Origin of the sequence: Alcanivorax sp. (assembly GCF_002733835.1) — a bacterium.
GTDB lineage: Bacteria > Pseudomonadota > Gammaproteobacteria > Pseudomonadales > Alcanivoracaceae > Alcanivorax.
Genome location: NZ_NVWY01000033.1, coordinates 46,718 through 71,419 on the forward strand (window position 1 = coordinate 46,718; position 24,702 = coordinate 71,419).

Annotated in this window: 26 protein-coding genes and 1 pseudogene; 12 read left to right on the forward strand and 15 right to left on the reverse strand. The window is 58.3% G+C overall.

All coding sequences use genetic code 11. The annotated features are described in order from the left end of the window. The first annotated feature begins 1 nt into the window (after position 1). Complete coding sequence (locus tag COA55_RS12710) at positions 2–1,258, forward strand: MFS transporter (RefSeq protein ID WP_290502468.1); 1,257 nt, start codon at positions 2–4, stop codon at positions 1,256–1,258. Next, a complete protein-coding gene (gene tusA / locus COA55_RS12715) occupies positions 1,258–1,497 on the forward strand; it encodes a sulfurtransferase TusA (protein ID WP_063519919.1) in 240 nt (79 codons plus the stop codon). Before COA55_RS12710 ends, tusA begins: the two co-directional genes overlap by 1 nt. A gap of 108 nt (positions 1,498–1,605) precedes the next feature. Here the strand turns inward: tusA and COA55_RS12720 are convergent, their stop codons facing one another. Further along, positions 1,606–2,292, reverse strand: coding sequence for a hypothetical protein (locus tag COA55_RS12720; protein ID WP_063519918.1), 687 nt, complete (start codon positions 2,290–2,292; stop codon positions 1,606–1,608). A 422-nt stretch (positions 2,293–2,714) separates the two neighbouring features. On the opposite strand from COA55_RS12720, the gene COA55_RS12725 reads away from it, so the two are divergent. Then, entirely contained in the window at positions 2,715–3,203 is a 489-nt protein-coding gene (locus COA55_RS12725) for a gamma-glutamylcyclotransferase family protein (protein WP_290502469.1), read from the forward strand. Here COA55_RS12725 and COA55_RS12730 read toward each other — a convergent pair. From COA55_RS12730 to COA55_RS12745, 4 genes are all read right to left on the reverse strand, one after another. Further along, on the reverse strand, positions 3,200–3,550 hold the full coding sequence (locus tag COA55_RS12730) for a DUF3325 domain-containing protein (RefSeq protein WP_290502470.1): 351 nt from the start codon (positions 3,548–3,550) through the stop codon (positions 3,200–3,202). The genes COA55_RS12725 and COA55_RS12730 overlap by 4 nt on opposite strands. Beyond that, positions 3,547–5,175, reverse strand: a complete 1,629-nt coding sequence (locus COA55_RS12735) for a PepSY-associated TM helix domain-containing protein (protein ID WP_290502471.1) — start codon at positions 5,173–5,175, stop codon at positions 3,547–3,549. Before COA55_RS12735 ends, COA55_RS12730 begins: the two co-directional genes overlap by 4 nt. Next, on the reverse strand, positions 5,172–5,438 hold the full coding sequence (locus COA55_RS12740) for a DUF3649 domain-containing protein (protein WP_063519916.1): 267 nt from the start codon (positions 5,436–5,438) through the stop codon (positions 5,172–5,174). The genes COA55_RS12735 and COA55_RS12740 overlap by 4 nt, the downstream gene beginning before the upstream one ends. A gap of 129 nt (positions 5,439–5,567) precedes the next feature. Further along, positions 5,568–6,950, reverse strand: a complete 1,383-nt coding sequence (locus tag COA55_RS12745; protein ID WP_290502472.1) for an MATE family efflux transporter — start codon at positions 6,948–6,950, stop codon at positions 5,568–5,570. A 34-nt stretch (positions 6,951–6,984) separates the two neighbouring features. Between COA55_RS12745 and COA55_RS12750 the strand changes: the two genes are divergently transcribed. Then, complete coding sequence (locus COA55_RS12750; RefSeq protein WP_363970549.1) at positions 6,985–7,572, forward strand: elongation factor P hydroxylase; 588 nt, start codon at positions 6,985–6,987, stop codon at positions 7,570–7,572. 88 nt (positions 7,573–7,660) lie between these two features. On the opposite strand, the gene COA55_RS12755 is transcribed toward COA55_RS12750, so the two are convergent. The 9 genes from COA55_RS12755 to arsC all read right to left on the reverse strand — a co-directional run bounded on the left by COA55_RS12755 (position 7,661) and on the right by arsC (position 15,761). Next, positions 7,661–8,968: a DUF58 domain-containing protein gene (locus tag COA55_RS12755; protein ID WP_290502473.1), complete on the reverse strand. Its 1,308-nt coding sequence runs from the start codon at positions 8,966–8,968 to the stop codon at positions 7,661–7,663. Next, positions 8,965–9,936: a MoxR family ATPase gene (locus COA55_RS12760; RefSeq protein WP_063521563.1), complete on the reverse strand. Its 972-nt coding sequence runs from the start codon at positions 9,934–9,936 to the stop codon at positions 8,965–8,967. The genes COA55_RS12755 and COA55_RS12760 overlap by 4 nt, the downstream gene beginning before the upstream one ends. Before the next feature lie 69 nt (positions 9,937–10,005). After that, positions 10,006–11,328, reverse strand: coding sequence for a DUF4350 domain-containing protein (locus tag COA55_RS12765; protein WP_290502474.1), 1,323 nt, complete (start codon positions 11,326–11,328; stop codon positions 10,006–10,008). After that, entirely contained in the window at positions 11,321–12,832 is a 1,512-nt protein-coding gene (locus COA55_RS12770) for a DUF4129 domain-containing protein (protein WP_290502475.1), read from the reverse strand. The genes COA55_RS12765 and COA55_RS12770 overlap by 8 nt, the downstream gene beginning before the upstream one ends. Next, positions 12,813–13,796 carry a stage II sporulation protein M gene (locus tag COA55_RS12775; RefSeq protein ID WP_290502476.1) on the reverse strand — a complete coding sequence of 328 codons (984 nt, stop codon included), beginning with the start codon at positions 13,794–13,796 and terminating at the stop codon, positions 12,813–12,815. The genes COA55_RS12770 and COA55_RS12775 overlap by 20 nt, the downstream gene beginning before the upstream one ends. After that, a complete protein-coding gene (locus COA55_RS12780) occupies positions 13,793–14,473 on the reverse strand; it encodes an RDD family protein (RefSeq protein ID WP_290502477.1) in 681 nt (226 codons plus the stop codon). The genes COA55_RS12775 and COA55_RS12780 overlap by 4 nt, the downstream gene beginning before the upstream one ends. After that, positions 14,463–14,804, reverse strand: a complete 342-nt coding sequence (locus COA55_RS12785) for a DUF2069 domain-containing protein (RefSeq protein WP_063521565.1) — start codon at positions 14,802–14,804, stop codon at positions 14,463–14,465. The genes COA55_RS12780 and COA55_RS12785 overlap by 11 nt, the downstream gene beginning before the upstream one ends. Continuing rightward, on the reverse strand, positions 14,804–15,400 hold the full coding sequence (gene wrbA, locus COA55_RS12790; protein ID WP_290502478.1) for an NAD(P)H:quinone oxidoreductase: 597 nt from the start codon (positions 15,398–15,400) through the stop codon (positions 14,804–14,806). The genes COA55_RS12785 and wrbA overlap by 1 nt, the downstream gene beginning before the upstream one ends. A gap of 7 nt (positions 15,401–15,407) precedes the next feature. Beyond that, a complete protein-coding gene (gene arsC / locus COA55_RS12795; protein ID WP_290502479.1) occupies positions 15,408–15,761 on the reverse strand; it encodes an arsenate reductase (glutaredoxin) in 354 nt (117 codons plus the stop codon). Positions 15,762–15,848: 87 nt separating this feature from the next. On the opposite strand from arsC, the gene COA55_RS12800 reads away from it, so the two are divergent. The 8 genes and pseudogenes from COA55_RS12800 to COA55_RS12835 all read left to right on the forward strand — a co-directional run bounded on the left by COA55_RS12800 (position 15,849) and on the right by COA55_RS12835 (position 22,976). Next, positions 15,849–17,168: a YihY family inner membrane protein gene (locus tag COA55_RS12800; RefSeq protein WP_290502480.1), complete on the forward strand. Its 1,320-nt coding sequence runs from the start codon at positions 15,849–15,851 to the stop codon at positions 17,166–17,168. Then, a complete protein-coding gene (locus tag COA55_RS12805) occupies positions 17,158–17,439 on the forward strand; it encodes an acylphosphatase (RefSeq protein WP_063521557.1) in 282 nt (93 codons plus the stop codon). Before COA55_RS12800 ends, COA55_RS12805 begins: the two co-directional genes overlap by 11 nt. Beyond that, the gene (locus tag COA55_RS12810) at positions 17,436–18,311 is read left to right on the forward strand and encodes an alpha/beta hydrolase (RefSeq protein WP_290502481.1); all 876 of its coding nucleotides are present in this window, start codon (positions 17,436–17,438) and stop codon (positions 18,309–18,311) included. Before COA55_RS12805 ends, COA55_RS12810 begins: the two co-directional genes overlap by 4 nt. A 222-nt stretch (positions 18,312–18,533) precedes the next feature. After that, positions 18,534–20,042, forward strand: a complete 1,509-nt coding sequence (locus COA55_RS12815) for a fumarate hydratase (protein WP_290502482.1) — start codon at positions 18,534–18,536, stop codon at positions 20,040–20,042. Between the two features lie 545 nt (positions 20,043–20,587). Beyond that, positions 20,588–21,190 carry a hypothetical protein gene (locus tag COA55_RS12820; RefSeq protein WP_290502483.1) on the forward strand — a complete coding sequence of 201 codons (603 nt, stop codon included), beginning with the start codon at positions 20,588–20,590 and terminating at the stop codon, positions 21,188–21,190. A 611-nt stretch (positions 21,191–21,801) separates the two neighbouring features. Next, positions 21,802–22,149 carry a hypothetical protein gene (locus COA55_RS12825; RefSeq protein ID WP_290502484.1) on the forward strand — a complete coding sequence of 116 codons (348 nt, stop codon included), beginning with the start codon at positions 21,802–21,804 and terminating at the stop codon, positions 22,147–22,149. Then, the gene (locus COA55_RS12830; protein ID WP_290502485.1) at positions 22,142–22,633 is read left to right on the forward strand and encodes a hypothetical protein; all 492 of its coding nucleotides are present in this window, start codon (positions 22,142–22,144) and stop codon (positions 22,631–22,633) included. The genes COA55_RS12825 and COA55_RS12830 overlap by 8 nt, the downstream gene beginning before the upstream one ends. Before the next feature lie 98 nt (positions 22,634–22,731). After that, a pseudogene (locus COA55_RS12835) lies at positions 22,732–22,976 on the forward strand (DUF2164 domain-containing protein). A gap of 316 nt (positions 22,977–23,292) precedes the next feature. Here COA55_RS12835 and COA55_RS12840 read toward each other — a convergent pair. Continuing rightward, a complete protein-coding gene (locus COA55_RS12840; protein ID WP_290502486.1) occupies positions 23,293–24,507 on the reverse strand; it encodes a hypothetical protein in 1,215 nt (404 codons plus the stop codon). Between the last annotated feature and the right edge of the window lie 195 nt (positions 24,508–24,702).

A 24,702-nucleotide genomic window follows, 5' to 3' on the forward strand; every position in this document is an offset into this window, starting at 1 on the left:
CGTGGTCTCTGGGCGCGGTAGAAGTACGCCTCTATTCGCCACCCTGGCTATATTGTACTTCGCTCAGGGTCTACCTGCTGGGTTGCTGGGGAAATCCATGCCGGCGCTGGCCCGTGATGCGGGATTGTCGCCGGAATGGATTGGCTTGCTGGCTTTGCCTGCCTTGCCGTGGGCGCTGAAGTTTATCTGGGCGCCCTGGGTTGATCGCTGGGGCAGCGGCGGCCCCGATCATCGAAAGCGCTGGATTCTGGCCTGCCTGGCCGGGGTGGTGGCAGTACTGGCTGTGGCTGCCATGTTGCCCCAAGTCTGGCTGTTTGGTGCGGGTTTTGCCGTGCTTATCGTCATGCTGTTTCTGCTCAACCTGTTCAGTGCCACTCAGGACATTGCCACCGATGGTCTGGCCGCCCGGCTACTGACGCCGAGGTTGCGTGGCCTGGGTAACAGCGTTCAGGTCAGTGGTTACAAGATCGGGATGATTCTGGGCAGTGGCGCCTTGTTGATTCTGGTCGGCTGGCTGGGCTGGCAAGCTACGCTGTTGACCGTTATTGCGATGTTGCTGTTGGTGGCGCTTACTGCCTGGCGATTTGATGAGCCTCTTGAACCGGTGCGCCCACGCAAACCGGTGACCCTGCGGTGGTGGCTGCGCCAGTTGGCCCTGTTCTGGCGGCGGCCGGGTTTGGCTGTTTGGCTGCTCATCCTGCTTGGCTACAAAGTGGGGGATGGTTTTGGCACCCGCATGATCAAACCCTTCCTGGTCGATAGTCACTGGACCCTGGCAGAAATCGGCACCCTGGACCTGGTGGCCTCATTGGTCGGGCTGGCAGGTGCCGGGTTGGCGGGGCTGACAATGATGCGGTTAAGTCGTCGCGTAGCCCTGTTCGGGTTTGCCGGTTTGCAGGCGCTGTCGTTTATTGGCTGGTGGTGGGTGGCAAGTTGGGGGGTAGATGCCCCGCAGGGGGCGTGGATCTGGGCGGTGGCGTTGTTTGAACAGTTGGCGGACGGCTTGTCAACGGTGGCGCTGTTTGTGGTGATGATGGATTACTGCCGCGCCGGCCATGAAGGCAGCGACTATACCGTGCAAGCGTCCGTGCAATTGTTCGCGGTAGGAGCGTTCACGCTGGCCAGCGGTTTCAGTGTGGCCTGGCTGGGCTATGCGTCGCATTTCCTGCTGGCTGCGATTCTCAGTGCAGTCGTTATAATAGCTGCCTTTTTCTGGCAACCACCGGTGGTTGCCCATGCGCCACGAGGAGAGCCCTGATGTCACTGGATGCGCAACACCACCTTGATGCCACCGGCCTGCTATGCCCGGAGCCGGTCATGATGCTGCATAACAAAGTGCGCGATATGGCGCCGGGTGAGGTGCTGAAAGTGCGGGCCACAGACCCTTCTACCGAGCGGGATATCCCCAAGTTTTGTCAGTTTCTCGGTCATACCCTACTGACACAAGAACAGGACGGTGACCTTTACCTGTACTGGATCGAAAAGAAAAAAAGCTGAGTGACACAACATTGGCGTCAGCCTGAACCCCGGAGAAACTCGGTTTCCGGGGTTCAGTGCCTAGCCCGTGCCAGTGTTGTTTCGCACTGCCTGAATATTCACCAATATTCAGCTTTTTGCCAGCATGGCCACCGCCGCCAGTGCTTCCGGGTCTCTCTCCTTTAACTTGTTGGCAATGCCGTGCTGGAAGAAATACCGGAAGGCCGGTAGCGATTGTGCGGTGGTCAAGCATTCTGCGCCGGGCAGAATCGGTGTCTCAACCGGGTCGTTTTCCTGTGCCACCATGGCCGACAGGGTGCCATCGGCAAACAGCTTCCAGCTCACCACTTCCATCAGGCTGATGGTGTGGAAGTTGTCTTCTGAAAAGACCGCATGGGTGCCGATGGTATCCGGGATTTCCTGAATGGCCTGTTCGCCGGGTTGTGGCTTGCCGAAGAACGACAGGGCCGCATCCATTTCCTGTACCTTGTGTTCCGGTGCCTCCACGAACAGGTAATCGCTGCCGGGCAGGCGGTAACCTTCCCAGCGGCCATTCAGCGGGTCGGCCAGCGCCATGGCGGTGACCGGTTCCTTGAGCCAGGGAACCATGGCCACGGTGTCACCATTGGCCAGTCTTGCCCAGGCCAGTATTTTCAGTGAGAACAGTTTGTCGGGGTGATGATCGTTGGCATACAACAGCTCAATGCCATCGTATTCCGGGGATAAACGCAAAATGGGGGGCTTGGCCGCTTTGCGGCGTGGAGAGAAGGAAACAACATTGTTTCCGCCAGGGTGTTGCCGGTTCGCCTGAGACATGGGCACCTCCCGGTACGTTTCCTTGGGGGGACGCGAGCACGATCACAGCGGATCGTTCAGCACGGCCCGTTAATTCACGTTAGCCTGTCATGCGATGCCATGCAAGCGGGTGCAGATAACCGGTTCGCGTGGCATAAAGCGGGCTCGCCGTGGGCAAGAGGGCGCCTGCCTGTGGTATTACCTGGTAGCCATGTTCTGCGCTTTGCCTAACGCTCGAGGCTGGATGCCTGACGTGAAACCCCATGGGCTAAGGAGCTCTCGCTCTTGCGGTGCCTCCTTTTGAGGGAGGGCCATTATTCGGGAAATAATGGGTAATGTGTTTTGTGCAGAGAGCATGGCGACCAGGGTTTAAGTTTTTCAGGTTTTGAATGCAGGCGTACGTCGTCGGGCATCCGGCGTCCAGCAATAACCAGGAGTGATGTGTGGAGTGTGATTATTACTTTGCCTATGGGTCGAACATGAACCCGGCACGAATGGCGGTGCGGGGCATGCGCTATCGGCAATCGTTACGGGCGCAATTACCCGGCTGGCAACTGGCATTCAACAAGCGCGCCCATGGCAAAGAAGGGATTGCCTACGCCAACATTGTGAAGGCGGACCATGGCGGGGCGGAGGTGCAGGGCGTCTTGTACCAGCTGTGGGACCACCGCGAAATCGAACGTATGGATCCGTTCGAGGGTCACCCGGTCCGTTATCGCCGTGAACGCTTGCCAGTACAGACCGATGAGGGCGAGCGACAGACCTGGGTTTATATCGCCAATACCGAGTGGCAAGCCGATGATCTGCGTCCGGAGCGCTGGTATTTGAATCACTTGCTCAGTGGGCGTCCCTGGCTCAGTGCCGATTATTACCGACACTTGCTGACCACGGCCTGCGTGGGCGACCCGGAATCCGACGAGACACTGCTCTAGACCAGCGCCACCGTTGACCAGGTCAGCATGGCCAACACGGGCAAGGCGACAGCCAGTCGTCCTGCCAACCGTGCGCGATACGGCAGCAAAAACACCAGTGGCAAGCCGGCTATTGCCACCAGTCCCACGGCCATAAACAGTGCCAGCCCCAGGGGCCAGACCGTCAACGTGACCCACAGCGATAATGCCAACAGCAACCAGCCGGGCCATCGGTAATAGCGCACGCGTTCCGGCTGCAGCTTGCGGCCCATGACCTGGTCATGGTGACGTTTCATGGCCAGAGACAGGCTGGTCAGGCCGGCATAGGCCAGAGCCAGCGCCAGAAACAGTGGCGGGGCCATCGTCATGGGGATTCTCCGGCAGGTTGCTCACTGGCCGGGTTGGTTGTGTTGAAGGGGCGCGGCGCAGGGGCACGGCGTGCTTTTGCCGGCAGCGGTTTGCGCTGCAAACGCCACAGGGTATGCCCGCCCAGGGCAGCAAGAATCAGGCAGACCAGATCGAAACTGGCGATGGCTGCATGTTGCCAGGCCAGAGGCGTAAACAGGTGCGACGCCGTGGTGAAAATGTTGACTACCGGTATGGCAAACCACAGCAGCGAGGCGGCAGCGACCTGCTCAATCCAGCCGTGGCGGTTCGGGCGCAGCAGACCATGCACCAGTGACACCAGCCAGACAATGAAGAAGACCTGAATCTCACGGTCTTCGCGGGCAGCCAGCGTGACCGGTAGCAAACGGTTGGCCAGGAAGTAGGCGGCGATGGCCAGCATCAGCCCGGTGATGGAGGCCATATTCAGTCCGTTCACCATTTTCAGGGCCCGGTCGGGCTGCTGGTCCCGGCGCAATTGCTGGGTGCGTTTGCTCACCCACAGCAGCATGCCGGTCACGGTCATGGCGGAGCCTGCGACCCCGAACAGAAAGAACAGCCAGCGGGTTAGTGGATCGGCGAAGCGAGTCATGTGCACACTGGTAAAGAAATTATAGATACGCCAGCCCGGTGACACCGGATCATTGGCGGGGATGTGGGTGTCGATCAGCTCACCGGTATTGCCCTGGAATACTTGCGTTGGATCGCCACCGCGCTGGCGATCGGTGACCGCCGGATCCCTGTTGACCCGCAAGGTGATCTGCGCGTTGTCCCGGTTGGGGTTGGTGATTTGAATGCGTTCTACCGGTTTGCCGAAGCGGGTTTCGGTTTGTTCGATCAATGGCCCGATCGCCACCATCTCACCCGGCGAGCCAGGTTGCGCCGCGTCTTCTCCGCGGGAAAATACCTCGGAGAAAAACGAGCGGCGGTCATTCTCATAGGCCGCGTCGATTCCCCAGGGCATGATCAGGGTCATAAACAGCAGCAGGCCGGAATAGGTGATCATGAAGTGGTAGGGCAGCGCGAGGACCGCCGTGGCGTTGTGGGCGTCCAGCCAGGACCGCTGCCCCTTGCCGGGCCGGAAGGTAAAGAAATCCTTGAAGATTTTCTTGTGGGTGATCACCCCGCTGATAATGGCGATCAACATGAACATGGTTGCCAGGCAGACCAGCAACCGCGCCCACAGGCGGTCGATGCCGTACAGTTCAAAATGAAAGCGGTAGAAAAAATTGCCGCCGCGGGTGGCGCGTGGTGCAACGACCTCGCCGCTATCCGCATCCATGAGTATCTGTTCACCGCGATGGCGTCTTCCGTCTTCAGGTGGTTTGGCCGGTTGCCAGCGCAGCTCGGCGGCGGTCTGGCGGGGGCCGGGCAGGCTGATGTCCCAGGAGCGGGCGTCTGGAGCTTTGGCATTCAATGCTGCCAGAGCCATGTCGATGGTGCCTGGTTGCAGGGTGGAATCATGCACTTCCGGCTGCATCCACAGGGTAATTTCTTCCCGAAAATAAGCACTGGTGCCAGTAATAAAAATGGCCACCAGCAACCAGCCGAGTAACAGGCCGGTCCAGGTGTGTAGCCAGGCCATGGATTGGCGAAATGATTTATTCATGCGGGCAGGCCCCACAGATACAGCCCACCCAGCAGCACGCCAGGGGCGAGAATGCCGGCCCAGGCCCGCCAGGCTGAGCGGGCGGAAAACGCCCAAATAGCCGCGCCGCTACACAACAGCAACGCCACCATGATGCCAATGATCACGGCCTGGTCGCGGGCCATGGGCAGGGTAACGGCCAGGGCCATGGCCGACAGGGACGCAAGGCCATAACCACCCAAAGCCGCGGCCAGGGTGCGGGAGGTAATCGAAAGTGGAGACATAGGAATGTAGAGGCAAGCTAACCAAAATGAGAATGGTTATTATCTACAGAAGCAATGCAAAGAAAATGCAAATAACACAATGAAAGCGCTGCCAGGGTGTAAAAACTGTAAGGCAGGTGAGCGCCCGGCTCAGGCGGCCAGGTCTTCCTGCGAGCTTGTCGGCGGTGCCGGTAGTGGCTGAGCGAGGCGCCAGCGCAGACGCCAGCCCAGGAAGACGGCAGCACTGGTCAGCCCGGCCACCAGGCCGATCCAGAACCCGGCGGGACCCATGGGGTCCACCCACCAGTGGGTCAGCGCCAGGCCATAGCCGATGGGCAGGCCGATACCCCAGTAGGCCAGCAGGGTCATCACCATGGGCCAACCGGTGTCTTCAAAGCCACGCAGGCAGCCATTGGCGCACACCTGCAGGGCGTCGGAAACCTGGTACAGGGCGGCGAACAACAACAGGTAGCTGGCCAGTGCAATCACCGAGCCGTTGTCGGTATAAATACGGGGGATCCAGTGGCGGGCCAGCACCAGACTGGAGGCGGCGGCGATGCCCACGACCAGGGTAATGGCCATGGCCACCTGCACCGCCACGCGGATGCCGTCCCGGTCGCTGCGCCCCCGGGCGTGGCCCACCCGCACGGTGGCGGCAAGGGCAAAACTCAGTGGTACCATGAAAATCAGGGAGGTGAAGTTGAGAGCAATCTGGTGACTGGCAACGACCTGGGCACCCAGGCTGCCGATCAGCAGAGCGATGACCGCAAAGATGCTCACCTCAAAGAAAATCGTCAGCCCCACCGGCAAGCCCAGGCGCAGCATGTAGCCAAGACTGGCCCGTTCTAAATGCCGTTGCCGCAGGTTCAATGGCGCGTGCTGGTACACCGGGTGGCGGTGCGTGTAGATCATCATCATCAGCGCCATGGACCACATCACCAGCGAGGTGGCCCAGCCGCAGCCCACGCCGCCCATGGCCGGGAAGCCGAGCTTGCCGTAGATCAGCACATAGTTGCTGGGAATGTTGATCATCAGCCCGATAACGCTGATCAGCAGCACCGGACGGGTATGATTCATGGCCTCGGTATAACTGCGCAGGGCCAGCATTATCGCGGCACCGGGCATCCCCCAGCTGAGCGCATCCAGGTAGCCGCTGACCATGGGCCGAATGGCCGGGTCCACATCCATCCATACCAGCACCGGGGCAATGCTGCGCAGGATCAGCGCACACAGGACACCCAGCCCCAGGCCCAACCAGAGCCCCTGCTGGGCGAGGGGGTTGATGCGATGATAAGCTTCGCCGCCCAGATGCCGCGACAGCACCGGGGTGGCGCTCATCAGCACGCCGGTCATGAACAGAAACAGGGGTACCCAGATACTGGCGCCCACGGCCACCGCGGCCAGGTCATTGGCGCTGACTCGCCCGGCCATCATGGTGTCCACAAAGCCGTTGGCCGTCTGCGCCAGTTGCCCACCCAGAATCGGCAGTGCGAGGGTGAGTTGGGCGGCGAGTTCCTGACGGCGGGATAACATAGGCAAGTGCTACTGTTGTAAACGGAACGGTGTGGTGAACGAAATAGATCAGAATCAGGTTCAGACGAAGGCGGCTACCATACCGCAAAGCGCTTCACAGGGGTACGTCAGTGGTGAACTGGAGCGCCTGTTTCGGGCGACTTTTTTTCATTCCCACCACACCGTGCTGGAAGGTGGCGCCAGTGAACCGGTATACCTGCCCGGCCAGCCCCACCGAATTTGCTATACCCATGACTATTTTCGCAGTGCTCTGCACGAAATCGCCCACTGGTGCGTGGCCGGCGCTGCGCGGCGGCAACAGGAAGACTATGGTTACTGGTATGCGCCGGATGGTCGCAGTGCGGATCAGCAGGCGGAGTTCAGCCGGGTGGAAGTCTATCCTCAGGCTTTGGAAGCGCTTTTCTGTGCCGCTTGTGGGCATGATTTTCGGGTGTCGCTGGATAACCTGAATGGTGACGGTGGTGATGAAGCGGCGTTTGCGGTGGAGGTAAAAGCGAAAGCGCAGGCGTTGCTGGAGCAAGGCCTCGCCGAGCGACCGGCGCGTTGGTGTAAAGCGCTGGCAAAAGCGTATGAGCGTGAGGCTGTGCCGCTCGGTCAGGCGCTGGAGCGCTTGTTTTGTTAGTGTTGTCGGATTACGGCCTTCGGCCTAATTCGACCGACAAAACCCAACTTCTCAAGTAGGTCGAATTAGCCTGAAAGGCGTAATCCGACTAAAGCCGTCCGCTGCGTTTCAGTGCCAGATATAGATGGTTTAATTGCTGCGGCATGTTTTGCGGTGTGGCGCTGGTGACCAGGGCGCCGGCGTGTCGCAGGCGTGTGTGCAACTGTTCGCGCTGTTTTTGTTCCTGGGCGTCGGCACAGACGGTCAGTGCCCGATCAAAATCCTCAACCGGCTGACGGGCCAGCGCTTCCTGCTCGGGCAACAGCATGTCGGCAATCAGCACCAGATGGTGTCGCCGCATCAAGCCGACGGCGCTGAGCAGGTCATCCAGATCCTCGTGTTGCAGCCGTGTCACCAGCACCACCAGTGCCCGTCGGCGGCTATGGCGTACCAGTTGGCGGGCGGCCAGGCTGAAGTCGCTGGCGTGCTGGCTGGGGTGCAGATCGTAGAGCCCGTTGAGCAAATGATTGAGACCATTCTGGCCCTGCACCGGCGGCAGCCAGCGCGGCTGGTCGCCGGAGAACAGCATGGCCCCGGCCTTGTCTTTCTGTTTGAGCGCACTCCAGGCAAGCAGCAGCGAGGCATTGAGCGCATGGTCGAAGCCGGTGAGCTTGCCCACCGGCATGCCCAGGCGCCGGCCACCATCCAGCATGATAAGCACTTGCTGGTTTTGCTCGTCCTGATACTCACGGCTGATCAAACTGCGGCGGCGGGCAGTGGCTTTCCAGTCGATCTGACGCAGGCTGTCGCCGGGGTGATACTCGCGTAACTGGTGAAATTCCATACCTTCGCCACGGCGGGGCTTGAGGCGACTGCCGGTGAGCAGAAAGGAATGGTTGGCGTCCAGCTGCGTCTGGCTGATGCGGGAAAAATCCGGATATACCGGGACGGTGCAATGGGCCGGGCAGGTTTTGCGTAGCGACCAGAAACCCAGCTGGCTGGGGAACCAGAATTCCAGGTCACCGAACGTCACCGGGCCACGCCGGCTGGGGCGGTAGTGGTAAGTGAATTCGGTGAGTTCTTGCTCGGCACGGGCCAGCTCACAGGGCAGGCCAGTGAGCGGGTCATCGCCGGGGTGATGGTCCGCCAGGGTCATGGAGGCCGGCAGCTCGGCGGAGGGAATGCGTACCTTGATCGGGTGCGGCTGTTGCACGGACAGGGCATTGGGCACGATACGCTCGGCCGATGGGGCCGGACGGCGCAAGCCATGGAGCAGGTCGAGCAGGGCAAAGGCCGCCAGAATCGCTCCGGCCGCCCACCACAACAGGCTCGCGATGCTGCCGCTGAAAAACAACAGCAAGATCGCGCTCAGGGCCCACAGGCCAACGGCAAGAAGCAGGCGAGGTGCAGGCTTCATTGCCGCGGCGCTTCCACCTGGTCAAGCAGACGGGCCAGGGCGGTTTCCGGGGTTTGGCCTTCGATTTCTGCGTCGGCGCTGAGCTGGATGCGATGGCGCAGTACCGGGCGGGCCACTTGCTGGATGTCGTCCGGGGTGACGAAGTCACGGCCTTCGAACATGGCCTGCACGCGGGCCGCCCGGGCCAGGGCAATGCTGGCCCGGGGGCTGGCGCCGTGGCTCAGGCCATTGAAGTCCCGTGTGGCACGGACGATGCGCAGGGCATAGTCCAGCACTTCGGCGTCGATCAGCACGTCGTTGCTGAGCGCTTTCATGGCCTGCAAGCCGGCCGCATCCGTGGCCGGGCTCAGGCTGTCCACATCCAGGCTGGCGCGGATGGTGCCGTCGAGCACCATGTTCACCAGGCGGGTTTCGTCGTCATGACCGGGGTAATCAATCAACACCTTGAACAGAAAACGGTCCAGCTCTGCTTCCGGCAGCGGGTAAGTGCCTTCCTGGTCCAGCGGGTTCTGGGTGGCGAGCACCATGTAGGGTTCGTTCAGGGTAAAGGCTTTGCCTTCGATGGTGATCTGCCGTTCCTGCATGACTTCCAGCAGTGCCGCCTGGGTCTTGGCCGGGGCGCGGTTGATCTCGTCAGCCAGCAGCAGCTGGGTGAACGCCGGGCCGCGCCGGATGCGGAATTGTTCGGTTTTCTGGTCGTACATGGCGTGGCCGGTCACGTCGGTGGGCATCAGGTCCGGGGTGAACTGGATGCGGTTGAAGTCCAGCTCCAGTACCCGCCCGAGACTGCGCACCAGCAGGGTCTTGCCGAGGCCGGGCACGCCTTCAATAAGAACGTGGCCGCCGGAAATCAGTGCGATCAGCACTTCACGGACGACCTGTTGCTGGCCAATCAGTACCTGATTGAGCCGGCTTTCAATGTCGTGGGCCAGGGCGGCCGCATCGGCGAGGGTGGCGGGTTGGCTCATGCTGTTGTCCTTTTGCGTTGCAACTGACGTTGACGTGTATGTCCGCGCCACTGCACCTGTGTGAGCGTATCAGTGGCTGCAATTTTTCAGCGATTGTAATAATGAGACCTGCTGCGTGAACTGGTCCCGGGTTTCCGGTTGCATCTGCAGGGCCGTTTCGAGTTCTTTGGCGGGCACCGATAATGTTTTCGCGGCCAGCGCCAGTGCCTTGTCACGCTGGTGATGAAAACGGACCAGGTGTTGTTCCGCCTGCTTGCGTAGCACTTCTATCAGGGCTGCCTGCTGGCTGGTGCGCCACTGGAAATAGCCACTGGCGTGAAGGTGTTGCAGGTAGTCGCGGCTGCTTTCTTCGCGGGCTTCCTGGCGTGGCCCTTGGCGGGGAATGCGATACCACAACCACAGGGCCAGCAGTATCAGCAGGGCAAAACCCAGTGCCGGGGCTTTCAGCCACAGCCACTGTGCCAGCGGCGGCATGGCCACGGAGCGCACAAACCACACTGGTTCATCGGCGGTGAGCCAGGCAAGCAGCCAGGCATGATCGAAATAGAGCAGGCGTTCGTTGGACCACAGGCCCAGGTCCGTCAGTACGGAAATCTGTCCGTTGCCCAGGCCCAGTTGCACCAGCTGGCTGCCGTAATCGTTGTCCGCGTAGGCGGTCACTTCTACCGGCCATTTCAGGTGTGGCGTCTCGCCTTCTTCATCATCCCAGCTGTCATGCCAGATGACGTAGTCGCTGAAAAGCTGCACCCGTCGGTCGGGTGCGTTGTCGCCCACATGCAATCCAAGAGGCGGGGGCTCCGGTGGCGCGTCACAGACCAGCCGTGCACACCCTTCACGCAATTCCTCGTTGTCGCTTTGCAGACAGTACTGCAAGGGGCTGTCCACAAAAACGGGCAAGGCCATGATCAGATCCCGGACCGGATCCTCTTCAATGGATTCGCTGGGCACCGGGGAGTCCCAGACGGTGATGCCCAGCGGGAACAGCAGCGGGTCGTTGTCCTGCCAGTCTTCGTCGGTGGCATCAGAGGCTTCGAGAAGCGAGGGGAGTGGGCGGGCTTCCACCACCAGTTCCCCGCCGTCTTGCACCCATTCCAGCAGGGTGTTGACCTGGTTGTGGGTGAGCATGCCCCGGTGTTTATCGATCACCAGGGTGGTGCGGGTGTCGGGTAACGGGAACAGGGCCGCAGCACTGAGAATTCGTTCAGAGGGCTGGCCCCGTTGTGCCAGCCAGCGTTGCGCGGCGCTGTAGGGGTTGCGGGTGATGCTGCTGTCCGGGGCGACCCGCTGCATGTAGGTGACCGGTTCGGTCAGGGCGTAGTAGCCCGCGATCATGGCGACCAGCAGGGTGGCCAGCAGCCAGGGGAAAGCACGGCGCAGGTGAGCCTTACGCATGATTTGCCTCCAGCCGGTCCATTTGCTGCCAATGCTGGGTCAAGGTACGCACCTGCTCAGCGCTGACCGGACGGTGGGCCCACGCGGTAGTGATCCAGGCCTGGGTCAGCCGCTGCAGGTAGGCAATCGGCAATGAATCGCCGTGGTGCTCCTGCAGTGTGCGCAGACATTGCTGTTCGGTACTGCCTGCGGCGAGAGGCACGGGATGGCGGGCCAGAATGCCGGCCAGGCTGGTGCGCATCAGCACCGCCAGTGCGCCGCGGATGTCTCCGGCCTTGAGAGCCTGTTCGACCGCACGGTCCAGGTTTTTCGGCAGGTTGCGTTTGCGGATATCCAGCCCGGCCACATGGGTGGGAATGACAGTGCGGTTGCGGGTGCTGTGCCCGCGCAGGCCGAACTGGTTGGCGACCTTGAGGATTAGCCAAAGGGCCAGGGCAATAAAGAGGGCCCAGAAAATGGTCCACAGCAAGGCATCCGGTATATTCAGCGGCGTGCTGTTAGTCTCGGCGTTCTCATCGTCCAGATTATCAAACAGGAACCGCCAGATTTTCTCCATCAGGCTCTCGGATTCGCTGTCGTCCTGATTAATCCACTGCCGCTCGGTCTTTTCTTGCAGCGGCATGAAATCCGGGCTGGCCAGCAGTTCAATGACTTGCTGCTGTTCTGTTTTACCGGTGGTCGGGGGCTGTGCTGATGCGGCGCTGGCGGGCTTGGTGAACGGCAGCAGTACCACGAGTAGCAGAGCCCCGATGACGTTCCTGGCAGCTTGGCGACGTTTGCCCAACCGGCTGAGGCCCAGTTGCAAATCCCAGCCTTCCAGCCAGGTGCGTTTGTTCAGGTACAGGGCAAAGCCACAGGCCACGTAGAGAGGTTCGGTGACACACAGCACCAGATAGAAACACAACCCGGAGATGACCAGCTGCAATGCGCTTTGGTCATAGAACCAGTCACTGAGTTCCAGGTTGAACTGCCAGGGCACCAGCATATACAGCAACGCCATTAGCCCGAGCGTCATGAATTGCTCCAGGTGCAGCACCAGCAGGGTCAGCATACCCGCCCGGTTGGACGGATAGCTGTTGAGTACTTTCAGACGCTGACTGGCGGTGTCGCCTTTCACTTGTTCAAGCTGCCAGACGCAGGCATTGAAACTGCGCATGGGGCTCAGGCGCCGCCAGGTGAGCTGGCCGGCCAGCCCCGGTAGCGCGTAATGGCGCCAGCGTTTCAGCAAGGCTTTCAGGGTGAGGGTTTCACCGAACAGGGCGTGGCTGTAAAAGGCCAGCAGCGGGCGTTCCCACAGGGGTTTGAGCCACCAGAAGATAAACAGGGGCCACAGGCTGTTGTTCAGGGCGGCCATGGTTAACAGCAGGGCATAGGGTACGGCGGTAAACAGCAGCCACACGCGGGTAATGGAACCAGCCCAGTGGCGGTAAAACTGCGTGCCCAGGTCCGCGGCTTGCCAGGGGCTGCGCGGTGCCAGGCGGGCGCTAGCCTTTTCGAGTTCCATCCCGTCCCCCGAACAAAAGATAAAGGTACAAAAGGCCCCAGCAGGCCGCGCCCACGCTGTATTTGATGGTTGGCGCCAGGTCCCGTGGTGACCAGAACGCTTCGATAAAGGCGGCCAACAATAACAGGGCGAAGACCCCGTACATGGTGGGCAGCGCATCCCGGGCGGCAAGGCGCAGGGCGTCCAGCCGTGACCAGGGCCCAGGGGCAATAATGGCCCAGCCGAGGCGCAACCCGGCCCCACCAGCCAATACAATGGCGGTGAGTTCTGGCGCGCCGTGGGCGATCACAAAGGTAAAGAACGGTTCCTGTGCGCCCACGTTGATCAGGTGCCCGGCGGCGGCGCCGAAGAAGCTGCCGTTGAACAGCATCACCACCAGTGCGCCTACGCCCAGCAGTAGCCCGCTGGCAAAGGTGCGGAAGGCGATGCCGATATTGTTCTGGATGTAGTGGCCGAACATCATCACGTCGTCATCGCCGCTACGCTCGTTCTTCATGTCCGCCTGGTTTTCCGGCTGGTACATGCTTTCCAGATTGGCAATGCTGGCCTCATCCACCACGGTGTAGATCATTTCCGGTTGTTGCTGCACCAGCACCCATACCAGTGCCATGGAAAGCACAAAGGCCAGGGCGCTGACCAGATGCCAGCGCCACTGGCGGCGCACCGCCTGGGGGAAGCCGCTGGCGATAAAGGTGCCGATGCGATCTGCCAGGGACGGGTTATAGCGGTACAGCTGGCGATGGGCGCGTAATACCAGATTGTTGAGGAATTGCTGCAGCTGCACGCTGTAGCCTCGTTCCCGTGCCAGCGCCAGTTGGTGGCAAAGCTTGCGGTAATCGGTGACAAAGGTGTCCAGGGTGAGCTTGTTCTTTTTGCTCACATGCAGGGACTCCAGCTGCTCGAGCTGGCGTTCCAGTGCTTGCCATTCCGGCCGGTATTGTTGTTCGAAACGGGCCTGTTTCATGTGGGCCCCTGTACCAGGTAACGGCTGACGGCATTCAGACGCTGCAAAGCCAGCGCCGGTGTCAGTTCGGGGTACGCCAGTTGCGCCAGCTCTTGCTGGCGGGCTTCGGAAAAGCGGTCATGGCGTTCATGAAAGGCGAGCAGGGCAAGCTGGTCATCCCGGCTCAAGGACCAGTCCGGGGCGAGGGTGTCACCCTGAGCCTGTTCCTGAATCTGTGGGGTTTCTTCGATATGGACAACCAGGGTGTTGGCGGCCATGTCGCCAAGCCGCTGGTAACGCGGGCTGATCAACGTGCAGATAAACCCGAGCAAATAGAACAGCGGGAACGCATCGGCAGTGCGCAGCAGGTTGCGAATCAGGCTGCCGTTGAAGCTCAGTGGGCTGCCATTGGCATGAACCACCACCAACCCCATGGCTTTCTTGCCCGGCGTCTGCCCGTGGCGGAAGGCTTCAAACAGGGTGGGGTAAAACCACTCCAGCACGAACGCCATGATCAGCAGCAGGCCCATGCCGGCTTTGCCCAGTGCCGCGAACACTGAGGCCAATGCACCGTAAATCACCAGCCGAATAGCCAGGTCGATGGCGTAGGCTAGCGCCCGGGGCACCGGCCCGGCCACCGACAGGCTGAGCATGGCGCCTTCCGGTGTTTCTACTTCCAGGCGTTCATCAATCAGCATTCTGGCCCTGACGAATTTGTAATGCGGCAAACACAAAGAGCATGACAGTCAGGGTCGTTTTGGCAATCGCCAGGGTGCGCACTGGCGGCGGATCCAGCAGCTGGACCGCATAGCCACAGAAATAAAACAGCAGCAGGAAACACAGCCAGGTGGCCTGGCGCCGGTTGCCGCTGATAGCAGCAGGCATCATCAATAACAGGGGACCGTACAGCACTAGCGCGATGATAAGGCTGGAGACAATGTGCGCGTCCGGCGGTGCCAGAGTGAACAGGCCGCTGATGCCGACGAGCAGGAGCAACGCGTAGCTGATACGGAATAAAACAAGATTCATCAGGAAGCCTTCAGTTGGCGGGCCAGTAACGCCAGGCGTTTGCCCAGTGCGCGTGCCAGGGTGATTTCGTGTTCCGTCAGCGCCGGGTCACCCTGGCTGCCGGAAACGTGAGTGGGGCCATAGGGCGTGCCGCCACTTTGAGTATCCAGCAAGGCGGCTTCGGAGTACGGCACACCGGCCAGCACCATACCGTGGTGGAACAGGGGCGTCATCATGGAAAGCAGCGTGCTTTCCTGGCCGCCGTGCAGGCTGCCTGTGGCGCTGAACACGCCAGCGGGTTTGCCGATCAGGGTGCCTTTCATCCACAGCTCGCTGGTCTGGTCGATGAAATACTTCAGGGGTGCGGCCATGTTGCCAAAGCGGGTGGGAGAGCCCAGCGCCAGGCCCTGGCAACCGGCCAGATCATCCAGTGTCGCGTAGGGTGCACCTTGATCCGGTATCGCCGGCTCGCTGGCTTCGCAGTTGGCAGACACGGCCGGGACCGTGCGCAGGCGCGCTTCCATTCCAGTGCTTTCGATACCGCGAGCGACCTGTTGCGCCAGGTTGGCAACACTGCCGTTGCGGCTGTAGTAAAGCACCAGCACATAATCGGTCATGGGTGATTCAGTCCAGTAACTGCAGGGCGTTTTCCGGGGGACGACCAAGCACCGCCTGATCGCCTTTGACGACAATGGGGCGTTCAATCAATTTCGGGTACTGAATCATCGCTGCGATAACGTCAGCATCGCTGCTTTGCGCAGACAGGCCTGCGGTTTTGTAATCCGCTTCCTTGTTGCGTACCAGATCATGGGCATGGGCAAACCCCAGCTTGCTGATCAGGCTTTTCAATGTGGCGGTATCCGGAATATCGTCCAGATACTTTACGATAGTGGGGGTAATGCCGTTCTCTTCCAGCAACGCCAGCGTCTGACGTGATTTTGAACAGCGCGGGTTGTGGAAGATAATGTAGTCGCTCATGGGATTGCATATCCTGTTTCGTAACGCTGCCATTGTAAGCTGCACACGTGCGGTGGCAAGGGGTCAACCAGAGAGGACGCGTAGAGCATGGAGAATGAGCAACCGGTAATTCCGGTGCACGCCCGGTTCGATTCCATCAAGGCGTTTTTTGCCCTGCTGGTGCGCCAGTTCAATGAAGACGGTTGCCGGCAAAGTGCTGCCGCGCTGACGTATACCACCCTGTTTGCCATCGTCCCGGTGATGACCGTGAGTTTTGCGGTGCTGTCGTCGGTACCCGCCCTGAAAGACAAGGGCGCCCAGTTCCAGGCATGGGCGTTTGAGTATTTTGTACCCTCCGCAGGCAATATGCTGCTCGATCACCTGCAGTCCTTTGCCAAACAGGCAGCAAACCTGACCGGGCTGGGCATTGTGTTTCTGGTGATCACTTCCATCCTGATGCTGAGCACGGTTGAGCAAACCCTGAACCGTATCTGGAAAGTGCAGACCCCGCGTAAAGGTCTCACCAGCTTGTTGATGTACTGGGCCGTATTGTCACTCGGGCCGATTTGTCTGGGCCTGGGGTTGGCGATCTCATCGTATCTCACCTCGCAGGCCATCTTCAGCGACACGGTGAGCTACCTGGGCGGTGTGCGGCTATGGCTGTCCTTGCTGCCGTTCCTGTTCACCACCGCCATGCTGACACTGATGTACACGGTGGTGCCCAATACCAAGATTCCGTTGCGACAAGGCGTGCTGGGGGCGGCGGTGGCGGCTCTGTTGTTTGAGCTGGCGAAAGGCGGCTTTACCTTTTTCATCAAGCAGGCGCCCAGTTACCAGGTGGTGTATGGCGCTTTTGCTGCCGTACCCGTGTTTCTGCTGTGGATTTATATTTCCTGGACCATTGTGCTCGGTGGTGCCGAGCTGGTGCGTGCGTTAGTAGTCTTTCAGGAACACCGTCGCCAGGTGCCGCGCATGCACGCCCTGGTGCGCCTGCTCAATGTGTTCTGGCAGCGCCAGCAGAACGGCAAGGTGCTGCGCAGCAAGGAAGTGCGCAAGGTAATGCACGAATCCGGCATCAGTCAGTGGGATGAATTTCGCAACCTGCTGGTGAATGCCAAGCTGATCCGGCGCACGGAAGAAGGCGGTTACATGCTTAGCCGGGATCTGCGTAACCTGTCGCTGGGCCAGTTGGTGGCCATGCTGCCGTGGCCGGCCCATACCCAGCTAAGAGTGCGGCAACAGCAGGAGCTGTTGCCCTGGGAGGCAGTGCTGAAGAGGCGAATGGATCAGGCCCGGGAAGGCATGATGGCACCGCTGGATATCAGCCTGGATACGCTATTCAGCAAGCCGGAAAATCAAACAGACGACAACGCAGACCCGAACAGGGCCTCTGCCCACATTGACCACGAGGACAAGCATGACGGTTAAGCATGTACTGGTGAGCGGTATTGTGCAGGGTGTAGGCTACCGGGCCTGGACGCGCCAGGAAGCCATACGTCGCAATCTCACCGGCTGGGTACGCAATTGTGCAGACGGCCGGGTAGAGGCGTTGCTGGAAGGCGACAGCGATGCTGTGGATGACATGCTCGATGCCATGCACCAGGGCCCGGCGCTGGCACAAGTGGAAAGGATTCTGGTGGAAGAGGGCAGCGATCATGACGATGCCCCCCGTTCCAATCACTTTGAGGTAACACGATGAAACAGGTAGAGCTGGTCAATGGTGACCTGCGTTTTCCTGCCTTGATGGCCGGCAATGGTGAGCCGGTGATTCTGTTGCACGGTTTTCCCGACACTTATGAAAACTGGGCGGTGCAGATCAATGCTCTGGCGGATGCCGGTTATACGGCTATCGCGCCAGCGTTGCGCGGCTATGCGCCCGGTTGCCAGCCCGGTAACGGTGATTATTCCCTGTATGCTGCCGTGGACGACCTGATGGTTTTTGCCGCACAGCTGGGCGGTCGTGTGCATCTGGTTGGGCACGACTGGGGGGCCGCGGTGGGATATCTGGCTTGCGCCCAGTCCCCGGAGACCTTCTGCTCATTCAGTGCCTTGTCTATTCCGCCCATCCGGCGGATTCCCCAAGCGTTATTGAAAGTGCCGGAGCAAGTATTGCTGAGCGGCTACATGCAGTTTTTCCAGCTGCCGCTGGCCCCGGAAGCCTGGCTCAAGCGCGGCGACCTGGAGGGCGTGGAAGCGCTATGGCGGCGCTGGTCTCCCGATTGGGAGCCGGAACTCTATCTGGATAATGCCAAGCACACCCTGGCGGAGCCGGGTGTGATTTCCGCTGCCCTGGCCTGGTACCGGTCCCTGTTCAAGGTGTGGAAAAAAGAGCATCGCAAAGCAAGAGCCTGGCTGGGGCGGGATATTGCCACGCCCACCCAGATCCTGATCGGCGAGAACGATGGCTGCATGAGCCCCAAATTGCTGGACCACACGCTGGTAGAAAGCGATTTCAGTGGTGGCGTGGAGTTGCAAACCCTGGCCGATGCCGGGCATTTTCTGCACCTGGAACAGCCGGAGGCGGTAAACCGTCATCTGATCCGGTTGCTCAATAACACCCGTTGCGACTGAAAGCCCAACATTCCCGGTTTTGTGTGGGAAGTGATGCTTGCATCACGAATAACGGCGGTGTGCCGCTGGTTCCTTCGCGATGCAAGCATCGCTTCCCACAGTCGAACTGGCGCTTAATGGCCGCGAGAGCTGGCTAGTCACGGCGCTCCCGCCGCCGATTTCCGCCCCCTTCACTCTCTGCGCTATACTACGCGCCCCTATTTTCCCAGCAGGAGTAATCCCATGACGGTGATTCGCCAGGATGACCTGATTCAGAGCGTGGCAGATGCCTTGCAGTACATCTCTTACTACCACCCCGTGGATTTCATCCGCGCGGTGAAAGAAGCCTACGAGAAAGAAGAGAGCAAGGCCGCCAAGGACGCCATGGCGCAGATCCTGGTTAACTCCCGCATGGCCGCCATGGGCCGCCGTCCGATTTGTCAGGACACAGGCATCGTCACCGTGTTTGCCAAAGTCGGCATGAACGTGACTTTCGAAGGTGACATGAGTCTCGATGACATGATCAACGAAGGCGTGCGTCGCGCCTATAACCACCCGGACAACGTCCTGCGTGCCTCGGTGCTGGCGGACCCGGATGGCAAGCGTGCCAACACCAAGGACAACACCCCGGCGGTGATCAATTACTCCATCGTGCCCGGCGACACCCTGGAAATCGACGTGGCGGCCAAAGGCGGCGGTTCCGAAGCCAAATCCAAATTTGCCATGCTCAACCCGTCCGATTCCGTGGTGGACTGGGTGCTGGAACAAATTCCCAAGATGGGCGCCGGCTGGTGCCCGCCGGGCATGCTGGGCATCGGTATCGGCGGCACCGCCGAGAAAGCCATGCTGATCGCCAAAGAATCCCTCATGGACCCCATCGATATCCACGAGCTGCAGGCCCGTGGTGCCCAGACCCGCTCTGAAGAGCTGCGACTGGAACTGTTCGAAAAAGTGAACGCCCTCGGCGTGGGCGCCCAGGGCCTGGGTGGCCTGACCACCGTGCTGGACGTGAAAGTGGTGGATTACCCCACCCACGCCGCCAACAAGCCGGTAGCCCTGATCCCCAACTGTGCAGCCACTCGTCACGCGCACTTTATTCTGGATGGCACCGGCCCGGCGGATCTGAAAGCACCGGATTTGGAAGAGTGGCCCGAGATTGCCTGGGGCAACGACGAAGGCGCCAAGCGCGTCAACCTGGACACCGTCACCCCGGAAGAAGTCCAGACCTGGCAGCCCGGTGACACCCTGCTACTGTCCGGGAAACTGCTCACCGGCCGTGATGCTGCCCACAAGCGCATGGTGGACATGATCTCCAAGGGCGAAAAACTGCCCGTGGACTTCACCAACCGGTTTATCTATTACGTAGGGCCGGTGGATCCAGTCGGTGACGAAGTGGTTGGCCCGGCAGGCCCGACTACTGCTACCCGCATGGACAAGTTCACCCGCACCATGCTGGAAGAAACTGGTCTTATCGGCATGGTCGGCAAGGCCGAGCGTGGCGACACCGCCATCGAAGCCATCAAGGACAACAAGGCCGTGTACCTCATGGCCGTGGGCGGCGCCGCCTATTTGGTGTCCAAAGCCATCCGCAAATCCCGCGTGGCGGCGTTTGAAGACCTGGGCATGGAAGCCATCTACGAATTCGAAGTGGAAGACATGCCCGTCACCGTGGCGGTGGACTCCGAAGGCGAATCCGTACACAAGACCGGCCCGGTCATTTGGAAACAGAAGATCGCCGAAAAGAGCGCGTAGTAGGTACTACGCAGTTCGCCCAAAAAAAACCGTGCTTTTAGCGCGGTTTTTTTGTGGGCGAACGGCTGCAACACGCTTCATGCAACAAGCAACACGGAAAACCCAAACCGTCAAAGCAACCCGCACTTTTTTGTAGGAGTTCCTCTCGAGGGACGAACCCCGCGCCAGATAACCTGACAAACTTGGCAATCAACCTTCCAACCTTAACTTTCTCACCAACCTGATTGCCCGGGCCTAAATTCCTTTTTCACCCGCACACAAGTTGAATATGTAGGATATAGCTTACATATTTTTGTAAGTTGCTGAGATAAAGTGAATTTTCAGAAAAGCGGATGCAAGAAAAGCATGAGTAAAAACTCCTGTTCAACACGCAAGTGCAAGAAAAATCCGTTGAGAGTGATTCTTGCCTGTGGGGTAAGTCACTGATTGGGTGATGGTTTTATGTGGCTCTTGAGCAGGGCCGGATCGGGGGTATACAGCAAAGTGATATATCGCATCTGCAATTGAATTAACTGTTAGGCATTTGAAAAATGGAGTTATTCATAATGAAACAGATTCTGCTATCTGTCTTGGTTCTGTTGTTAAGTGCTTGCGCATCAACGAATTGGTCAACAAGAAGCTATCAAGATGAATTTACTGACCAAAAAACTTGCAGGGTGGTTTACGGGACTGATTTTGGTAAGGGAATCGTGAAGGGAATGGGCGGCATCCACTATTATCCGTTTATCGAAAATGGCCCAGATGGCGTTGTTTTTGGGATACATAACGACTATGACGTTCCTGTTGGCGATGTTCAGATACGGGTTGATGGGAATAGTTTTATAGCAATATCGCCATCCGAAACGCCCTTGCGTTTTTCCTCTAGTGCCTACCAAATCGATACGTCATACATGAAAGACATTGAAGGTATCGACTCAGAAGCCATGCAAAATTCAATGAAGGCAAGCATGGAAAATGTCCAAAAAATGTCTAGCCCTTACACAGCCACTACGGGTGAAAAAGCCGAGGAAATAATCAGCCAACTTCGAGTGGGTAAAATGATGAAAATGCGCATCATTGGATTCGGAGTAAATTCGGTTGCATCGACTACCGGGGAGTATACGTTAGGAGAAGAGTTGAGGGAGGCATTGGCGGCCTGTGGCATTTAAGCCTAACAAATTGTTGTAGTTCGTTCCGGCCTACGGCCTCCACCGGACGCCCTTGTCAGGGCACCGCTAAACAAAGGCGTTAGGAAGTAATACATCATGGCAGAAGATTTGCGGGACATTACTCTAAAGATTCACTTTGAGGCCCAAGTTAAATTCTGTTATTACCTTCTTGGGTTGGCAGTTGCATTGTTAGGCCTCAGTGTTCAGTTTACTTTGCCTTCAAGCTCCGACGCCTATCCAGTTCTCGTCTTTTGTCCTGGGGTGCATTGGGTTGCTCATTATTGGCGGGCATAAAGTGGCAGCAGCTATGGATCAAATACACAGCAGAGCTTCATGGCGGGTTAGTTAACCTACATAACGAACAAATCAATAAAGCTACGGATTCAAGCAAGGTTAGTGGTGCTGATATTTCAATCAAAATGTTTATATCAGAGATATTGCAAGTAGGCTTTCTTGTAATTGGTCTACTCTTATTTGGCGCGTATAGAGTGGTAAATTTTTATGCGTTGTAGATGTTTCCTAACAAGCGCATGTTGTTCGCCCCTCCGGGGCTGGGACCTCCGTTACGCTGCGCTTCACTATGGCCCCAAATTCGGGCGTTATGCAATCGTATGACTGAAAATCAGACAATAATTCAAAAAGCCCATTGGCAAATTGGAGATTACTACTCCCGACTAGGTGGCGCGGCTTGCCCAGGAGATATGTACGATTCTTATATTCCGACTTTTGTCATTTGTAGGCTACTAAATTTTGATCCCTCTAAATATACTTCCTTGGGTTTTGTAGAAACAACAAAAGGAATTCCAGAGTCATTTGAAAATTTAATAAGTTTAGTTTCAGCTGAGGATTTAATGCCTATAATTCATGACTTTTACAAATACTGTGATTCAAAGCTAAGGCCATCAGAGAAATCAAGTGGTTGGTTTAGCTTGGCAGAAGAATTAAACATCAATGCATAACAAGCCGCAGCAATCGCTCCCGTTGGTCGCTGGGACAGCCAAAACGCTGTGCTTATTTGTCTGCCCTTGTGCTGGGCGTTATGCAATCAAACGAGTAATCAGCATGAAATGCTTACTTTCTTTAATCGCGATTGGTCTGCTGCCCTGTTTGGTCTATGGCGAGGATCTGGGGTATACCGGCCATAACAAAGAAGGTCAAAGTGTCGGTGAAAAATTAAACGATTTAAAAGGCGATAAGTCTTTTAGTGTTTACGAGAAAAACGGGTGGACTATCGCCAGCTCTCAAGCGGGTGTGATTTACAGTTTTACTCCAATAAATCATCCAGCTCATCCAGCATATGTTGAGAGACGAGTAATTGAGCGCGATGGCACTATCTATATAGATATGTCGGCACGTTGTGGTGCATCAAAGGTAGCGTGTGATGATCTTGTAAAGTCATTTCAGGAATTAAACAAAAAAATCATCCAGAGCATGGGTGGCTAAATGCATAAAAAAGCCATTAAAAACCGGTCGCCAAATGATGGGCGAATGGGGTTAGGTCTTGCACTTTGCTCCCACCCTTCTTCGGCAATGAGTAAACCATGACCGATATCACCTTCACCCCAGACCAAAAAGCCCGCATGGTCAGCAAGATCAAAGCGTACTTCGAAGACGAGCTTCAGCAGGATATCGGTGGGTTCGAGGCGGAGTTCTTGATTGATTTCTTTGCCAAAGAGCTGGGCCGTATTTCTATAACCGTGGTGTGTTTGATGCCCAGCAGGTGCTCACCGAGAAGATGGATGAAGCGGGCTATGTGATGCAGGAGCTGGAGAAGCCGGAGCCCTGAGTGGTGCAGGGCAAGATTGCAAATTATCAGGTGGATGTCCTGCTTTGCACGGTTCGCGGCTCAAGCGCCGCTCCTGCAAAGGACACACGATTTATTTGTGTTTGCCTTTAAGAAATAAGTCCGGGAGCCCGGCCCCATCCTTGGGGCGCGGAGATCAATCGTCAGGCTTTCCTGGGGTCACAGTAATGAAGGCCTGGGGCTACCCGGACGATCAATATACTGTTCATTTGGTCAGTGGTCAATTTTTAGATAGCCCTGCAAGCGATTAACGGCTGGGTAATCGCTTGCAGGCAAGCTCCCACAGTGAATTTGCCTACTATTGAATGAGTTCGCAGGCGATGTGGGAGTATTTCTTTTTCACCTGGCTGCGGCAGATGTTGGCGCCGAAAGAGGGCACCTGATCGCAGGCTTTGAAGGCGGCGTAGCGCTTGGCGCATTGGGCGGCGATGTCGCTCATGCTGTTCTGGGCGGGGGATTCTGCCGGTGTGCCTGCGGGCTGTGCCGCTGCGCTGGCAACGGCGGGTGGCGCAGGTGTTGGGCCGGGTTGGCTGCTGGCGCTGGCATCAATCATGGCGGCGATAAGGTTGGAGGACAGGCCGCCTTCCTTGAGCAGGGCGATTTCGTCCGTGTTGAAGACCTTGTATGGCTGCTTGGCGGCACGGATGCGTGAGGCTAGCAAGGTGTTGTCTTCATCACGGGAAAGCCGCAATACGTCGTAGACCTTCAGGTCTTGTGGCCCCAGAAACCAGATGTCGTATTCATCGGGCAGGTAGACGATGTAGGCGCTGTCGATGGCGATGTTATCGCGGTGATAGGGCAGTGCATGAGTGGCGGGAGCCAGCTCGGCCAGGCGGCGCAGGGTTTCCATGCGGAAGAAGGATTCCGGGTTGTTGTTGAGATACTGACGGTAGGCGTCGACGGTGCCTGCGGACACGGCACTTTCGTAGCCGGCCTGCTGGGACTGAATGAATTGTTGCAACGCCTGCTTGTGACGGTTGAGCTGGTCGTTGGTCATGACTTCGTACTGCTCCGTGCCGGGACTGCCTACCAGGTAGGCAGTAGGGAGCAGCATGGAGAGGGCTGACTTGTATTGCACGGGTTCGCGGTTCAGGAACAGTACTTGGTCCCCGGCTTTCACTTCCATGACGGTCTCGCCCTTGGTGGTTACCCAGGAGGGCAAAATACCGAGCGTGAGGAAGTAAGGGATCATGGTGATCCAGCCACTGTCATCGATGTTCTCGTTATGCATGCTCACGGTTAAGTCTTCGCCGGCATCGGCAAACCAGCGGCTGACTTCACTGGTGGCGAGCTGGGTGGGGTAGTTGCGAGCCTCGGGTGAGGCGTAACCACCGGGGAGGTCCAGTTGAATATCGGCGGTGCCCGCGAAACCTTGCAGCGCTTGTGGCGCAGTCGCCGGGCCGGCGAGTTGGCCTTGCGCTGGCATGTATCGGGTGCCGGTACAACCGGAGGCCAGCACGGAGAGCAACGCTATTGACCAGAGCATCGCTCTGGAATCTGCAATATGAAACATCTTGATGTACCCCTTCCCTCTGTTGTATCCCGAGCCCCCGCCCGGTTTCTGTTGATGGCATTCTGCCATTTATTGGGCAAAAAAACCGGCTAGAGGGGTAATACCGTTCACTTAAGGTTCTGTGCCATGCCTAAAGCCTTCGCGATGTAAACATCGCTTCCCACAACCTCCCTCAAACTTCGGGATTGGTGGGAA

Excerpts from the sequence above, each read along its gene's own strand:
- tusA (WP_063519919.1), top strand. The coding sequence starts at position 1,258 with ATGTCACTGGATGCGCAACACCACCTTGATGCCACCGGCCTGCTATGC.
- COA55_RS12720 (WP_063519918.1), bottom strand. The coding sequence starts at position 2,292 with ATGTCTCAGGCGAACCGGCAACACCCTGGCGGAAACAATGTTGTTTCC.
- COA55_RS12730 (WP_290502470.1), bottom strand. The coding sequence starts at position 3,550 with ATGACGATGGCCCCGCCACTGTTTCTGGCGCTGGCTCTGGCCTATGCC.
- COA55_RS12735 (WP_290502471.1), bottom strand. The coding sequence starts at position 5,175 with ATGAATAAATCATTTCGCCAATCCATGGCCTGGCTACACACCTGGACC.
- COA55_RS12740 (WP_063519916.1), bottom strand. The coding sequence starts at position 5,438 with ATGTCTCCACTTTCGATTACCTCCCGCACCCTGGCCGCGGCTTTGGGT.
- COA55_RS12745 (WP_290502472.1), bottom strand. The coding sequence starts at position 6,950 with ATGTTATCCCGCCGTCAGGAACTCGCCGCCCAACTCACCCTCGCACTG.
- COA55_RS12755 (WP_290502473.1), bottom strand. The coding sequence starts at position 8,968 with ATGAAGCCTGCACCTCGCCTGCTTCTTGCCGTTGGCCTGTGGGCCCTG.
- COA55_RS12760 (WP_063521563.1), bottom strand. The coding sequence starts at position 9,936 with ATGAGCCAACCCGCCACCCTCGCCGATGCGGCCGCCCTGGCCCACGAC.
- COA55_RS12765 (WP_290502474.1), bottom strand. The coding sequence starts at position 11,328 with ATGCGTAAGGCTCACCTGCGCCGTGCTTTCCCCTGGCTGCTGGCCACC.
- COA55_RS12770 (WP_290502475.1), bottom strand. The coding sequence starts at position 12,832 with ATGGAACTCGAAAAGGCTAGCGCCCGCCTGGCACCGCGCAGCCCCTGG.
- COA55_RS12775 (WP_290502476.1), bottom strand. The coding sequence starts at position 13,796 with ATGAAACAGGCCCGTTTCGAACAACAATACCGGCCGGAATGGCAAGCA.
- COA55_RS12780 (WP_290502477.1), bottom strand. The coding sequence starts at position 14,473 with ATGCTGATTGATGAACGCCTGGAAGTAGAAACACCGGAAGGCGCCATG.
- COA55_RS12785 (WP_063521565.1), bottom strand. The coding sequence starts at position 14,804 with ATGAATCTTGTTTTATTCCGTATCAGCTACGCGTTGCTCCTGCTCGTC.
- wrbA (WP_290502478.1), bottom strand. The coding sequence starts at position 15,400 with ATGACCGATTATGTGCTGGTGCTTTACTACAGCCGCAACGGCAGTGTT.
- arsC (WP_290502479.1), bottom strand. The coding sequence starts at position 15,761 with ATGAGCGACTACATTATCTTCCACAACCCGCGCTGTTCAAAATCACGT.
- COA55_RS12800 (WP_290502480.1), top strand. The coding sequence starts at position 15,849 with ATGGAGAATGAGCAACCGGTAATTCCGGTGCACGCCCGGTTCGATTCC.
- COA55_RS12805 (WP_063521557.1), top strand. The coding sequence starts at position 17,158 with ATGACGGTTAAGCATGTACTGGTGAGCGGTATTGTGCAGGGTGTAGGC.
- COA55_RS12810 (WP_290502481.1), top strand. The coding sequence starts at position 17,436 with ATGAAACAGGTAGAGCTGGTCAATGGTGACCTGCGTTTTCCTGCCTTG.
- COA55_RS12815 (WP_290502482.1), top strand. The coding sequence starts at position 18,534 with ATGACGGTGATTCGCCAGGATGACCTGATTCAGAGCGTGGCAGATGCC.
- COA55_RS12820 (WP_290502483.1), top strand. The coding sequence starts at position 20,588 with ATGAAACAGATTCTGCTATCTGTCTTGGTTCTGTTGTTAAGTGCTTGC.
- COA55_RS12825 (WP_290502484.1), top strand. The coding sequence starts at position 21,802 with ATGACTGAAAATCAGACAATAATTCAAAAAGCCCATTGGCAAATTGGA.
- COA55_RS12830 (WP_290502485.1), top strand. The coding sequence starts at position 22,142 with ATGCATAACAAGCCGCAGCAATCGCTCCCGTTGGTCGCTGGGACAGCC.
- COA55_RS12840 (WP_290502486.1), bottom strand. The coding sequence starts at position 24,507 with ATGTTTCATATTGCAGATTCCAGAGCGATGCTCTGGTCAATAGCGTTG.